Annotated in this window: 10 protein-coding genes; 5 read left to right on the top strand and 5 right to left on the bottom strand. The window is 71.9% G+C overall.

Translation table 11 applies throughout. The features are described from left to right. Window positions 1–102 precede the first annotated feature (102 nt). On the top strand, window positions 103–609 hold the full coding sequence (locus OIE12_RS14340; protein WP_329135356.1) for a DinB family protein: 507 nt from the start codon (window positions 103–105) through the stop codon (window positions 607–609). Window positions 610–641: 32 nt separating this feature from the next. On the opposite strand, the gene OIE12_RS14335 is transcribed toward OIE12_RS14340, so the two are convergent. After that, window positions 642–1,037, bottom strand: a complete 396-nt coding sequence (locus tag OIE12_RS14335; protein WP_329135354.1) for a nitroreductase/quinone reductase family protein — start codon at window positions 1,035–1,037, stop codon at window positions 642–644. 154 nt (window positions 1,038–1,191) lie between these two features. Here OIE12_RS14335 and OIE12_RS14330 point away from each other — a divergent pair, with 154 nt between their 5' ends. Further along, window positions 1,192–3,780 (top strand): bifunctional FO biosynthesis protein CofGH, encoded by a 2,589-nt coding sequence (locus tag OIE12_RS14330; protein WP_329135352.1) that lies wholly within the window; start codon window positions 1,192–1,194, stop codon window positions 3,778–3,780. Between the two features lie 131 nt (window positions 3,781–3,911). Beyond that, window positions 3,912–5,027 carry an ADP-ribosylglycohydrolase family protein gene (locus tag OIE12_RS14325; protein WP_329135350.1) on the top strand — a complete coding sequence of 372 codons (1,116 nt, stop codon included), beginning with the start codon at window positions 3,912–3,914 and terminating at the stop codon, window positions 5,025–5,027. A gap of 156 nt (window positions 5,028–5,183) precedes the next feature. Here the strand turns inward: OIE12_RS14325 and OIE12_RS14320 are convergent, their stop codons facing one another. The 4 genes from OIE12_RS14320 to OIE12_RS14305 form a co-directional block, all read right to left on the bottom strand. Further along, window positions 5,184–6,767 (bottom strand): sodium:solute symporter family protein, encoded by a 1,584-nt coding sequence (locus OIE12_RS14320; protein ID WP_329135348.1) that lies wholly within the window; start codon window positions 6,765–6,767, stop codon window positions 5,184–5,186. 358 nt (window positions 6,768–7,125) lie between these two features. Continuing rightward, window positions 7,126–7,335, bottom strand: coding sequence for a DUF397 domain-containing protein (locus OIE12_RS14315; RefSeq protein WP_030380401.1), 210 nt, complete (start codon window positions 7,333–7,335; stop codon window positions 7,126–7,128). Between the two features lie 298 nt (window positions 7,336–7,633). Next, entirely contained in the window at window positions 7,634–8,503 is an 870-nt protein-coding gene (locus tag OIE12_RS14310; RefSeq protein ID WP_030380402.1) for a helix-turn-helix domain-containing protein, read from the bottom strand. 335 nt (window positions 8,504–8,838) lie between these two features. Further along, on the bottom strand, window positions 8,839–9,591 hold the full coding sequence (locus OIE12_RS14305; protein WP_329135346.1) for a GOLPH3/VPS74 family protein: 753 nt from the start codon (window positions 9,589–9,591) through the stop codon (window positions 8,839–8,841). A gap of 228 nt (window positions 9,592–9,819) precedes the next feature. On the opposite strand from OIE12_RS14305, the gene OIE12_RS14300 reads away from it, so the two are divergent. Both OIE12_RS14300 and OIE12_RS14295 read left to right on the top strand, forming a co-directional pair. Then, window positions 9,820–12,324 (top strand): D-alanyl-D-alanine carboxypeptidase, encoded by a 2,505-nt coding sequence (locus tag OIE12_RS14300; RefSeq protein ID WP_329135344.1) that lies wholly within the window; start codon window positions 9,820–9,822, stop codon window positions 12,322–12,324. 266 nt (window positions 12,325–12,590) lie between these two features. After that, window positions 12,591–14,444: an MFS transporter gene (locus tag OIE12_RS14295; RefSeq protein WP_329135342.1), complete on the top strand. Its 1,854-nt coding sequence runs from the start codon at window positions 12,591–12,593 to the stop codon at window positions 14,442–14,444. Window positions 14,445–14,587 lie beyond the last annotated feature (143 nt).

Below are 14,587 nucleotides of genomic sequence, written 5' to 3'. Positions count from 1 at the left end.
CACGGGGGAGTGCAGCCCGTGGGGCCCGAGTGGGGGACGGCCGTTCCGCCCGGCCGGGAAATGCCTCGACAGCGGGCCCGGGGATCGGAGACCCTTCGCGCGATGACCAGAATCGACGACACGCCTCCCGCATGGGACGAGCGCACCCAGCTCACCACGTTCCTCGACTACGCCCGCGACACGGCCCGCGCGAAGTGCCAGGGGGTCTCCGCGGAGCACGCGCGCACGGCGCTCCTGCCCGGCTCGCCGCTGATGACCATGAGCGGGGTGATCAACCACCTCCGCTGGGTCGAGTACTACTGGTTCCAGGTGGTCTTCCTCGGCGAGGAGGACCAGGGACCCTGGACGGACGAGGACCCCGACCGCGAGATGCGGATCGCCGTCGACTTCCCGCTTCCGCAGCTGCTCGACGAGTACGCCGAGCAGAGCGCCCGGTACCGCGACCTGGTCGCCCGCAACGCCCTGGGCAACCGGGCCCGGCGCCCCGTCCGCGACGGACTCCACGTCGACCTGCGCTGGATCCTCCTCCACCTCACGGAGGAGACGGCCCGCCACAACGGCCACCTGGACATCCTGCGCGAGATGCTGGACGGCACGACGGGCGACTGACCCCTTTGCGGGGAGCCCCGCGTGCGGCCCGTTCAGCCGTCCAGATCCACCCGCACCGTCAGCAGGTTCGTCCCCAGCGCCCGGACGACGCCGCTGTTGCCCCGGGGCAGCGTGCGCAGCCGGGCCACGGGGTCGTCGTCGGGCAGCGGGTGCGCCGTCCCGGTGTGCCAGCGCCCGCGCAGCCGTACCCGGACCCGGGGGTCGGCGAGGATGTTCCGCACGTACTGCGAACGCTCCCCGAACTCCGACACCAGCCAGAACGCGTCCCCCACCCGCCGCCCCCCGACCGGCGTACGCCGGGGCAGCCCCGACACCCGCCCGGTGGTCTCCAGCAGCACCTGCCCCGGCATCCGCCGGCTCAGCGGATTGGCGACGTACCGCTGGAAGGCGGTGGTGAGACGGAAGCGGAGATCGACGTCACGGGTCATGATCCTCGGCTCCTTCGGGGCGGCGGACGCGGACGGGACCGTACGGCCACCCTACGCATCCCCGGCTCACCCGTACGGTGACCCGCGCACTCCGCCGGCCCGCCTGCCCCGCCACCCCCGTTCCCCCTGATCACCCCCTACGTATCCTCGAAGGATGACGACTTCCGCGACCTCCGGGACCGGGTACCCCACCGAGAACTCCATGCGTCGCGCGCTGAAACGCGCCCGGGAAGGCGTCGCGCTCGACGTCGCCGAGGCGGCCGTGCTGCTGCGGGCGCGTGGCGCGGCGCTCGACGATCTCGTCGCCTCCGCCGGACGCGTGCGGGACGCGGGGCTGGAGGCGGCCGGCCGGCCCGGGGTCATCACCTACTCCAAGAGCGTCTTCGTCCCCCTCACCCGGCTCTGCCGGGACAAGTGCCACTACTGCACCTTCGTCACCGTCCCCGGAAAGCTCCGCCGCGCCGGGCACGGGATGTTCATGTCGCCGGACGAGGTCCTCGACATCGCCCGCGAGGGCGCCGCCGCCGGCTGCAAGGAAGCCCTGATCACCCTCGGCGACAAGCCCGAGGACCGCTGGCCCGAGGCCCGCGAGTGGCTCGACGCGCACGGCTACGACGACACGATCGCCTACGTCCGCGCCATCTCCATCCGCATCCTGGAGGAAACGGGGCTGCTGCCCCACCTCAACCCGGGCGTCCTGAGCTGGACGGACTTCCAGCGGCTCAAGCCCGTCGCCCCGAGCATGGGCATGATGCTGGAGACCACCGCCACCCGCCTGTGGTCCGAGCCCGGCGGCCCCCACCACGGCTCCCCCGACAAGGAACCCGCCGTCCGGCTGCGGGTCCTTCAGGACGCCGGCCGCTCCTCCGTGCCCTTCACCTCCGGGCTGCTCATCGGCATCGGGGAGACGTACGAGGAGCGCGCCGAGTCGCTGTTCGCGCTGCGCCGCGTCTCCCGCGCGTACCACTCGATCCAGGAACTGATCATCCAGAACTTCCGCGCCAAGCCCGACACCGCGATGCGCGGGATGCCGGACGCGGAACTGGACGAACTCGTCGCCACCGTCGCCGTCGCCCGGCACATCATGGGTCCCGCCGCCTGCCTCCAGGCGCCGCCCAACCTCGTCGACGGCGAGTACGAGCGGCTGATCGCCGCCGGGATCGACGACTGGGGCGGGGTCTCGCCGCTCACCATCGACCACGTCAACCCCGAGCGCCCCTGGCCGCAGATCGATCTGCTGCGCGAGCGCTCCGCCGACGCCGGGTTCACGCTGCGGGAACGCCTGTGCGTGTACCCGGAGTTCGTGCGCCGCGGCGAACCCTGGCTCGACCCCCGGCTGCGCCCGCACGTGGCCGCCCTCGCCGACCCGGAGACCGGGCTCGCCCGGGAGGACGCCCTCCCGCGCGGCCTGCCCTGGCAGGAACCCGAGGAGGCCTTCACCGCCACCGGCCGCACCGACCTGCACCGCACCATCGACACCGAGGGCCGCACCAGCGACCGCCGCGACGACTTCGACGAGGTCTACGGCGACTGGGGCGCCCTGCGCGAGGCCGCCGCCCCCGGCATGGCACCCGAACGCCTGGACACCGACGTCCGCGCCGCGCTCGCCACCGCCGCCGACGACCCGACGAAGCTCACCGACGACGAGGCCCTCGCCCTGCTGCACGCGGACGGCCCGGCCCTGGACGCCCTGTGCCGTATCGCCGACGACGTCCGCGCGTCCGTCGTCGGCGACGACGTCACCTACATCGTCACCCGCAACATCAACTTCACCAACGTCTGCTACACCGGCTGCCGTTTCTGCGCCTTCGCCCAGCGCCGCACCGACGCCGACGCCTACACCCTCTCCCTGGACCAGGTCGCCGACCGCGCCCAACAGGCGTGGGACGTGGGCGCGGTGGAGGTGTGCATGCAGGGCGGCATCCACCCCGACCTGCCCGGCACGGCGTACTTCGACATCGCGCGGGCGGTCAAGGAGCGCGTCCCCGGCATGCACGTGCACGCCTTCTCCCCGATGGAGGTCGTCAACGGCGCGACCCGCACCGGCATGTCCATCAGGGAGTGGCTGAGCGCCGCCAAGGAGGCGGGTCTGGACTCGATTCCCGGCACGGCGGCCGAGATCCTCGACGACGAGGTCCGCTGGATCCTCACCAAGGGCAAGCTCCCCGCGGCAACGTGGATCGAGGTCGTCGAAACGGCCCACGAACTCGGCATCCGGTCCTCGTCCACGATGATGTACGGCCATGTGGACCAGCCCCGGCACTGGCTCGGCCACCTCCGCACCCTCGCGGGCATCCAGCAACGCACCGGCGGCTTCACGGAGTTCGTCACCCTGCCGTTCATCCACACCAACGCCCCCGTCTATCTGGCGGGGATCGCCCGCCCGGGCCCGTCGACGAGGGACAACCGTGCGGTGACGGCGATGGCCCGCCTTCTGCTCCACCCGTGGATCCCCAACATCCAGACCAGCTGGGTGAAGCTCGGCACGGAGGGCGCCGCCGAGATGCTCCGCTCCGGCGCCAACGACCTCGGCGGCACGCTGATGGAGGAGACCATCTCCCGCATGGCGGGCTCCTCCTACGGCTCCTACAAGTCCGTACGCGACCTCGTCGCCGTCGCCGAGACGGCCGGCCGCCCCGCCAAACCCCGCACCACGCTGTACGGCGAGGTCCCGGAGGAACGCCGGCGAACGGCCGCGTCCTCGGACGGCCATCTGCCGGAACTGCTGCCGGTGCTGGAGTAGGCCTACGAAGCGCCACGCCCCGTGGATGTGGGGGTGTGGCGCAGGAGGACCCGTGGGCCGAAGCGCAGCGTCTCCGTTCGATTACAGTGCCGCTCGTCGGACATGCGGACGGTGGCCGTGAGGAGGCCTGGGTGGGTGCGACAGCCGGTGCCGTCTGGGGCCGTACCGAACAGCAGGACTTCCGCAGCCGGGTCCGCGGAACCCTGCTCGGTGCCGCCCTCGGCGACGCGCTCGGCACCCCCCTCGACGCCCTGTCCACCTCCCGCATCCACGAGGAGTACGGCACCGACGGCCCCGTCGAACTCGCCGTCCACCACGGCCGGCGCGGCACCGTCTCGCACCTCACCCAGCTCACCCTGTTCACCCTGGACGGCCTCATCCGCGCCCAGGTCCGCCGGGACACCGGCGCCTGGCACCCGCCGACGGACCTGCACCGCGCGTACCGCCGCTGGGCGGCCACCCAGCGGGACTGGGGCCCGGATTTGCGGCGCACGGAGGACGGCTGGCTGGCCCGCGAGGAGTGGCTGTACGCCCGTCGCGCCCCGACCCGGGCCTGTCTGCTCGGCCTCGGCGACGACGTGATGGGCACCCCGGCCGCGCCCAAGAACCCGGCGGCGGTGGGCCCCGAGGCGGTGGCCCGCTCCGCGCCGTTCGGACTGCTGGTGGGGTGGGAGCCGCAGCTCGTGCTGCAACTCGCCCTGGAGTGCGCCGCCCAGACCCACGGGCACCCCACGGCGTACCTCGCGGCGGGCGCGTACGCCGTCGTCGTGCACGCGCTCGCGCGCGGCGAGGACCTGGACGCCGGGGTGCAGCGCGCGCTGCACCTGCTGTCCGTACGGCCGGGGCAGGCGCCGGTGGCGGAGGCGCTGCAACGGGCACTGGGGGCGGTGCGGCAGGGGCTGCCGTCGCCGGGGCGGGTGGAGGAACTGGCGGACGGCGGCTCGGCGGAACGGGTGCTGTCGGCGGCGGTGTACTGCGCCCTGGTGGGCGAGGACGTACGGCACGGACTGCGCCTGGCGGTACGCCACGGGGGTGCCTCTGGCACGGTGGGCGCGCTGGTCGGGGGCATGCTGGGCGCGCTCTACGGCGAGACGGCGCTGCCCCCGGCATGGCTGGTGGAACTGGAGGGCCGCCCGACCATGCTCGTCCTCGCGGACGACTTCGCCATGGAAATGACCCAGGGCCCGTCCCTGCACACACCAACGGGGGCGGCCCCGGGCTGGCTGTCCCGCTATCCGCGGGCGTGAGGAAGTGTTCTCGCCCCCGCCCATCAGATCGCGCAGTTCCCCGCGCCCCTGATCAGGGGCGCGGGAAACTGCGCATCCTTCGGGGGTCCGGGGGCTTGCCCCCGGGGACGGGAATGGGCAGGGGCGGCGGGGGCGAAGAGAATCCCCGCCGCACGCTCAGTCCCGCACCGTCGAGTCCAGGGCCGGCTTGCCCTCGGGCGGTTCCGCCGGCTCCGCCGGGGCCGGCGCGGCGGCCTCCGCGCCGCCGCCGTCCGTGTTCAGCGTTTCGATGACCGCCACCCGCTCCGGTGTGTCCTCCGCCCGCAGGAACCCGAGTCCCACGTACAGCACCAGGGAGATCACCATCGGCACCGCCACCTGGTACTCGAGGCGTACGTCCGTGCGCTGCGAGAAGTCCAGGTTGTAGTTGACGAAGAAGAACGCCAGCAGCCCCGCCGCCCAGCTCGTCAGGGCCGCCGTCGGGCCGGAGCGGCGGAACGGCCGCAGCAGGCCGAGGATGAACGGGATCGCGATCGGGCCCATCAGTCCGGCCACCCACTTGATGACGACCGTGATGATGTCCTTGAACGTCGGCGAGTTCACCTGCGTCGCCACCGCCATGGACAGCCCGAGGAACGCCAGCGTCGTCACGCGCCCGGCGATCAGCCCGGCCCGCGAGTCCCACGCCCGCGCCGCCCGCGACAGCACCGGCATCACGTCCCGCGTGAACACCGCCGCGATCGCGTTCGCATCGGAGGAGCACATCGCCATGGTGTGCGAGAAGAACCCGACGACCACCAGGCCCAACAGCCCGTGCGGCAGCAGCTGTTCGGCCATCAGCCCGTAGGAGTCGGAGCCGTCCGGCTTCTGCGCGGTCACCAGCAGCGGCGACAGCCACATCGGCGTGAACAGGATCACCGGCCACACGAACCACAGCGTGGCCGACAGATACGCCGACTTCCGTGCCATCCGCGCATCGCCCGTGGCCATGTAGCGCTGCGCCTGGTTCCACATGCCGCCGTTGTACTCGAACAGCTTGATGAACAGGTACGCGATGAAGAAGACGGTGAGGTACGGCCCGGCGAAGCCGTCCCCGTGCCCGTGCAGCTTCGGCGAGTCCAGCGCGTCGCCCAGACCGCCCTGCTTCGCTATCTCGTGCAGCGCGATCACCAGCATGGCGAGGCCGGCCAGCACCTGGATGACGAACTGCCCGAGCTCGGTCAGCGCGTCCGCCCACAGCCCGCCGATCGTGCAGTACACGGCCGTGATGCCGCCGGTGATGATGATGCCCTGGGTGAGGGTGACGCCGGTGAAGACGCTCAACAGGGTCGCGATCGCGGCCCACTTGGCGCCCACGTCCACGATCTTCAGCAGGATGCCGGACCAGGCCAGTGCCTGCTGCGTCGGCACGTTGTAGCGGTCCTTGAGGTACTCGAGCGGCGAGGCCACGTGCAGCCGGGAGCGCAGCCGGTTCAGCCGGGGCGCGAACAGCCGGGCCCCGACCAGCACACCGATCGCGATCGGCAGCGCCCAGGTGACGTACGAGGTGACGCCGTAGGTGTACGCGATGCCGGCGTAGCCGGTGAACATCACCGCGCTGTAGCCGGACATGTGGTGGGAGATGCCGGAGAGCCACCAGGGCATCCGGCCGCCCGCGGTGAAGAAGTCGCTCACGTTGTCCACGCGCTTGTGGGACCAGACGCCGATCGCCGTCATCACACCGAAGTACGCGACCAGGACGGCCCAGTCGAGACCGTTCATGTGCCCCCTTCCAGGGTCCGTCTTCTGAACATCGCTCAACGGGCTGGCACTTCGCCCCATGGGTCGACAGAACCGGAAGTAGCCGCTGGAGACCGCGGAAGGCCGCGAAGTGCCCGCTCATCCTGGGTTCGGGGCCCGGTGGGCGGCAAGCGAGTGGAAGGTCAAGTCGCGGTAAAATGGTTCTGCTACATGAACAATCTCCGTCTACATGAATCGATCGCAGATCGCTGTTGTCCTGAAACAGACGTTTGGCGGGCAGGGAAAAGCCCCCTCGGCTGGGACGGCGGCCAGTCGAGAGGGCGTCAGCGGTGGTGCGTGAAAAGGGTGGTGCGTGTGTCGTGACTACGGTGACGCGCGCTCAGCCCATGTCCGGCGTGCGCCGGCCCACCTCCGTCACGAAGGCGTTCCACGCGTCCGCCGGGAAGGCCAGGGCGGGACCCTGGGGGACCTTGGAGTCCCGGACGGCCATCGCCGCCGGAACCGGGGACTTGACCTCGACGCACGCGCCGTTTCCCGTGGAGTACGAGGACTTGGTCCAGGTCTCGGTGGCGCCCTGCTGAATTGCCATGTTCGCTCCGCTAGTGCTGTTCGGCCGGTCGTGATGTGCTGTCTCCGCGCCGCGGACCCGCCTCGCGGACCCACGGCACGGTTCGCGCCAACATTGCTGCTCCATTGGCGTGATCGACGCTACTCGTCACGATCGGCGGGCGGAGTGAGCATTCACTCGACCGGGTGGCATATTCCAGAGGGACTTCCGCCGGAACCACCCAAGGTGTACCGTCCGGCCTTTCCTCGCGGCCGCGCTCGACGGCCCGCGCTCGACGGCCCGTGCCCGACGGCCCGCGCCCGACGGCCCCCGGCCCCCCTCAGCCCCGGTACTCCCGCGCGTACTCCTTGGCGAGGCGCGAGATGACCTCGCGGGACTGCTCCACGTTCAGCGCCTGCGCCCGCAGGTGCTCGTACATCACGCTGTACTTCTGCACGTCCGCGGCCTTCTCCAGATACAGGTCGCTCGTGACACCCTCGATGTAGACGACGCTGGAGTCGGCCGCGTCCGGGAACTCCAGGATCGCGTACTGCCCGTTGAGCCCGGGGTGGGCGCCCATCTCGAACGGGATCACCTGCACGGTGACGTGCGGCAGCTGGGACTGCTCGATGAGGTGCTCCAACTGCTCCCGCATCACCAGCCGGCTGCCGACCACCCGGTGCAGCGCGGCCTCGTCCAACACCGTCCACAGCCGCAGCGGGTTCTCCGGCGCGGAGATGCGGTCCTGCCTGCGCATCCGCACCTGCACCCGTTTGTCGATGTCCGCCTGCGCGGTCTCGGGCAGCGCGCCCGCGATCAGCGCCTCGGCGTACGGGCGCGTCTGCAACAGGCCGGGGACGACCTGGGGGTCGTAGATGCGCAGCGAGGCCGCGTCCGTCTCCAGACCGATGTACACGCTGTACGGGATGTCGCCGAAGGAGTGCCACCAGCCCTGCTGGCGCGAGTCCTTGGCCATCTGCATCAGCGAGTCGACGATCCTCACGTCCTCGACCTCGTACACCCCGCACAGATCCCGTACGTCGCGCTGGCTGATGCTGCGCCGTCCGTTCTCCAGACGGCTGATCTTCGACTGCGAGACCAGCAGCCGCTCGGCCACTTCCTCGGCCGTCATGCCCTTCAACTCGCGGAGCCGGCGCAGCTCCTGGCCCAGCCGGCGGCGCCGGACGGTGGGATTGACATTGGACGCCACGGGACGTGCACCTCCGGCTGCCTGCAAGGCTGACTATGCGTATCTGCTGTTGAGCAGATTGCCACCAAGGTGCTTACTACCGCTGGGAAACGGTGGATATGCGGCACGTACACGCCAGTTCGGGACCGCACACGCCCGGGTGGGAACCCGTGGGATCCCCGGGGTCCGGGACGCCGTACGGGGCCGGGTGGACGTGCCCGCGCGGGGGCGGTGGGGCCGTGACGGCTCCCGGACGCGGGGTGCGTCCAGGGGTGTACGGCTCCACCGCCCCGCGCGGGCCTGCGGCTCCCGGAACGGGTCGTGGGGACTGCGGTGCGGCGGTGGTGTGGCGCGTGTCAGTGCGCCACGACGCGTGCCATGGGGCTGGAGCCCCGGTGCGGCTGCATCGGCACCCCGCGTGCGGGCTCGGGACCGGCGGGGCCACCGGCCGGCCGGCCGTTCGCCGGACCCCGGCGCGGCTGCCCGGCCGCCCCGTTCTGGACGTCCATCACGGCGTGCGCCACGAGTCCGCCCATCGGGTCGTGCCGGATCAGGTCCCGCAGCCGGGAACGGGACGAGCGTCCCTCGTTGCCCGGGTACAGGTGCTTGCCGAGACCGACCGCGTGGGCCAGCGCGGCGAGCGCCGCGGTCCGCGGGTCCGGCGGCACGCCGGTGCGGATCGCGGAGTCCAGCCGGGCCCTGATCTCCCGGCTGATCGCGTTGTCCGTCGCCTGGTAGCGCGTCGTCGGCAGCACCCCGCACATCTGGCCCGCCACGGCATGCACCATGCCGCACCGCTCCAGGTGCGAGAGATACGTCTGACGCAGCCCCAGCCGGGGCCCGCCGATCCAGTGGACCGCACGCACCGGAGCGCCGCGCCTTCGCAGCAACTCCAACGCGCAGTCCAGAGTCGGATCTCCTGTCGGCCGTGGTACCACCACGGCGATACGATCCCCGTCCGGGGCTATCCGTCCGGCCAGCGCCAGCTCCACTAGCTGTGCTCCGGCCAGACCCAGGTCGAGCGACTGCGGCTGCGCAGTGGTACCCGTGGCCGGGTCCAGTGCGAGCAACAGAAGCTCCTCCGGAAGTGTTCTGCGGCTCCTGCCCATCCATGCCTCCCCGCGTGGATGAATGACAGGGTGACCCCTCTCACATTGGTCTGTCGAGGGTGCGTGACCGGTTCGTAGTGGAACCAGCAGGTATGTCGTTTCCATCTACACCGGGGGGCGAGCCCCCACACAGGACACTGGTACATGGTTCGGACAGCGGTGTCCGGGCGGCGGTTCACGGTTCGGGTCAGGGCGCACGGGTGAGTGTGCGCGATGGAGGAGGCATCGGTGGCGGGCGAGTCCCCCGACAGGTCGAAGCAGCAGGAGTCGTCGAAGGAGCCGACGTCGGGGAGTGGGTCGGCGGTTCCGGGCCCGGCCCGCCCGTCGGAGAGCGGGACGGCCCCGGCACCGGCCGACCCCCGGCTGACGGTGGCCCGCGAGCGGGTACGGGTCGACCAGGCGACGGCGGTGTTCTCGACACGCGCGCTCAAGGAGGCCGTACGGCCCTCCGGGGCGGAGGCGGAAGCGGAGGACGGCGCGGAGGAGGGCCCGGACGCCGCCGACGCCGCCGAGGGGGCCTTCGGCGGCCCGGAGGCGCCCGGCGGGGCCGGGAAGCCCGCGGGGGCCGACGAGGAGGACCTCAAGGCCGCGGTGGCGTCGTGGGTGCGGAGCGCGGACCGGGAGGACGACGGGGACGGCGCGGACGGCTCCGGCGACTCGGGTGGCTCCGGCGACTCGGGTGGCTCGGGCGACTCGGGTGGCTCGGGCGACTCGGGTGGCTCGGGCGACTCGGGTGGCTCGGGCGACGAGGGCGGGGAGGCCGGGGCGGACGCCGCTGACGCCGCCGAAGCGTCCGACGACGACGCCGACGACGACGCCGACGGCGACCGCGAGGCCTCCGAGGCCAAGCCCGAGCCCGAGCCGGAGATCCAGTCCAAGCCCGAGACCAAGTCCGGGAGCGACCCCGAGCCCCGTCCCGCCGTCGATCAGGCGACCGCCGTCTTCAAGGTGCCGCGGCCCGCCGTGGACCGTCCCACCACCACGCTGAAGCGCGGCGATGGAGACGGCGACGGCGACGGCGCCGACAAGGCGCCCCCGAAGGACACCAAGACCACCACCCTGCGCAGACCCAAGGACTCCGACACCGCCGAGCCCGACACCGCCGAGCCGGCAGCGACAGCGGCCGACAAGTCCGGCTCCGCCGAGCCCGCGGCCGACGCGCCCGAATCGGAGGCCGAGCGCACGAGCACCTTCGTCCCGCTCAAGTCGCTGGACGACCCCGAGGCCGGCAAGCCGCGCCCGACCCCCTCCGCCACCGCCGGCGCCGGTCGGACCGACACCAAGAACCTCACGGCCCCCAAGGACGCGAAGCCCCCGTCGGCCGCCAAGAGCACCACCGCCCCCAAGGACGCCAAGGACGCCAAGGACGCCGCCGCCCCCGTCCCGCCCCCCGCCCCGACCGCCGCGCTCCCGCGGGTCGGGCCCGAACGCACCACGCAGCAGCCGCTTCCGCCGAAGCCGCCGCTGGATCTGCTCGCCGAGCTGACCAACACCCCGCCGCCCCCGGAGACCCGGGTGCGCACGCTCGTGCGGCGGGTCAAGATCTGGACGCCGCTGGTCGTCCTGCTCGCGATCGTCTTCGCGGTCGCACAGAGTCTGCGTCCGCTCCCCGACCCCACCCTGGATCTCACCGCCCAGTCGACCTACGCCTTCAAGGGCAGCGCGACGGACATGCCCTGGCCGTCCGAGGGCCAGGCCGCACTGGACGTCCTCGGCATCGGCTCCTACGGCTCCTCCGGCGAGCAGAAGCCGGTGCCGATCGCCAGTGTCACCAAGGTCATGACGGCCTACCTGATCCTCAGGGACCACCCGCTCAAGGGCGGCGACGGCGAGAAGATCAAGGTGGACCAGACGGCGGAGGACCAGGCGACCGCGGACGGCGAGTCGACGGTCAAGGTGCACGCCGGTGACAGCATCACCGAGAAGGAGGCCCTGCAGGCCCTCCTCATCGCCTCGGCCAACAACGTGGCCCGGCTGGTGGCCCGCTGGGACGCCGGCTCCGAGAAGGCGTTCGTCGCCAAGATGAACACCACCGCCAAGCGGCTCGGCATGACGAACACGACGTACACCGACCCCTCGGGCCTGGAGAAGACGACCGTCAGCACCGCCAAGGACCAGGTCAAGCTGGCCAAGGAGGCGATGAAGAACGACAGCTTCCGGCAGATCGCGGCGATGATGCAGTACACCGACTACAAGGGCGACAAGCACAGCAACTGGAACCGTCTGGTCGGCTACAACGGCGTCGTCGGCATCAAGACCGGCACCACCACGGCCGCGGGCGGCAACCTGGTCTTCGCGGCGGTCAAGAAGGTCGGCGGCGAGACCCGCACGATCGTCGGCGCGGTGCTGAGCCAGGGCCCGGGCGGCGAGGACAACACCATCCTCAGCGGCGCGCTCGACGCGGGCGACAAGCTGATCCGGGCCGCGCAGGGCTCGCTGGAGTCGGCGACGATCCTGAAGAAGGGCACCGTCGTCGGAGCCGTCGACGACGGTCTCGGCGGCCGTACGCCCGTGGTGATCACCAAGGACGTCAAGGCGGTCGGCTGGCCCGGACTCACGGTGAAGCTGAGGTTCGCCGCGGACGACGACCTGCCGCACACCGCGAAGTCCGGCGCCACCGTGGGCTCGCTCACGGTCGGCGACGGCACGGGCAGCGCGGTGAAGGTGCCGGTCAGCCTCCAGCGGAACCTCGAGGAGCCCGGCTTCACCGACAAGCTCACGCGCGTGAGCTGACCTCCCCGACCTCCCGTGTCCCTGTCCGCGCCACCGCCGTGTGGTGCGGACGGGGGCGGGGAAGACGTTCCCCTTGTGAGGAGCGCGGGCTGTACGCAGGCTGTCCGGGTCCCGTCCGGATCCTGTTCGGATCCTGTCCGGTTCAGGCGGCGGGGGTGGTGCGTGCTAGCGTCGCGAGACCGGGGAACGCCGGGGAACACCGGGGGAGCGGTCGGGCGGGGGCCCGACGGACATCAGGGAAGACGGGACACGGGGAGTGCCTTGACGTGGCCGCAGCGGAGCCGACACATGCCGACGACTCCCGTCCGGGGAGCCGGCCCACTTCGCGAATAGCGCTGCCCGCCGACGGGCCGGCGGCCCCAGGGGCCGAGGACCGGCGCGGCGGCCGCTTCGCCGCCGCCTTCGCGCCCCTCGTCCGGGTCTTCCGCCGGCGCCCCGTGCTGGCGGTCACCATTCTCTCCGGGGTGCTGCACCTCGTCTGGTTCTTCACGTTCGCGAACAGTGGTGGTGACCTCGCCGCGCAGGACGCGTGGGCCGAGTTCGTCGGCCGGCACCCCGACTCGGCGTACAACCTCGCCTGGTACGGCGGCATGCACCCGGTGTCGTACAGCGTCGTGTCGCCGTATCTGATGTCCGTGCTCGGCGTCCGTACGACGATGATGATCGCGGGGACGCTCTCCGCCGGGCTGCTGACCATGATCCTGATCCGCAGCCGCGCGGTCCGCGACCCCCTGGGCCCCGCGCTCGCGGGCGTCTTCGCGCTGCTGTGCAACGCGGCCTCGGGCCGGGTGACCTTCGGCCTCGGCATGATGTTCGGGCTCGGCGCGACCGCCGTGGTGTTCTGCTGGCCCCACCGCTGGCGCTACAAGCGGTGGGCGAAGGCGCTGTGCGCCGCCCCGCTCGCCGCGCTCGCGACCATGGCCTCACCGGTGGCGGGGCTGTTCGTCGGCCTGGTGGCGGTCGCGCTGTTCCTCCAAAAACGCCGGCCGGGCGCCTGGGCGCTGGGTCTCGCGCCGAGCCTGGTGGTGGCGCTGTCGGCGTGGCTGTTCCCCTTCTCCGGCACCCAGCCGATGTCGATCGGCTCGGTGATCCTGCCGTTCGTGTACGCGGCGCTGGTCTACGTGCTGGTGCCGAAGAAGTGGAAGACGGTACGGATCACGTCGGCGGTGTACGGCGTCTCGGTTCTTCTGGTCTGGCTGATCAACTCGCAGATCGGCTCGAACATCACCCGGCTCGCGATGCTGTTCGGCGGCGCCGTGCTGCTGGCCGCGCTGCCGTTCACCGTGCCGCGCAGCCGCAAGTGGTACGCCATCGTCATCGCCAGCGTGGGCTTCGCGACGTGGATCGGGTTCAAGTCGGTCGACGACGTCGTCCACACCACCCCTGCGGCGTCCTGGGCGCGCGAGCTGGCGCCGCTGGTCAACCAGCTCCAGAAGGTCGACGCCGACAAGGGCCGCGTCGAGGTCGTCCCGGCCCGCTCGCACCGCGAGGCCTCCGCGCTGGCCCCGTACGTCAACCTCGCGCGCGGCTGGAACCGCCAGGCCGACATGGAGCGCAACCCGCTCTTCTACGACGACACGCTCAACTCGGCCAACTACCACGAGTGGCTGCGCCGCTGGGCCGTCCACTACGTCGTCCTGCCCAAGGACGAGCCGGACGGCGACGGCGGTGAGCGGGAGCGGCAGCTCGTGCAGCGCGGGATGCCGTACCTGAAGCAGATCTGGGGCGACACCAACTGGCAGCTGTTCGCCGTGACAGACCCGATGCCGCTCGCCGACCCGCCGGCCGTGGTGGACCGCGCGGACCAGGGCGAGCTGACGATCGAGGTCAAGAACGCGGGCCGGGTCCTCATCCGTATCCCGTACTCGCCGTGGCTGGGCCTGGTCGACGCGGACGGCAAGGGCGTCAAGCCGCCCCAGGAGACGGACGCGTCCAAGCACCGCGCGGAGGGCGAGCCCAAGTCGTTCGACAACGTCAACGGCTGCCTGATGGAAACCCCGGAGGACACCTCCGGCGACAAATGGACCGAACTCCTGGCCCCGAAGCCCGGCGTCTACCGCCTGGGCGCCCCGTACCAACTCCCGAGGGGCACACCGTGCCCGGACGAGCTGCGCCCCTGAGGGGCCGCCCCTGAAGGGGCGCGGGGCTGTGTCGATCTGCGGCTACCGCCGCGCGGGCGCGAGAAGCCCCACCGGCGGTCAGCCGACCACGCACCCCCGGGGTCCAAGGGGCGGAGCCCCTCGAAGGGACGGGAAGGGCAGGG

Origin of the sequence: Streptomyces sp. NBC_00670, assembly GCF_036226765.1 — a bacterium.
GTDB lineage: Bacteria > Actinomycetota > Actinomycetes > Streptomycetales > Streptomycetaceae > Streptomyces.
Note: the sequence above shows the minus strand (reverse complement) of the source record. Positions and strands in the feature narration are given on the sequence as shown.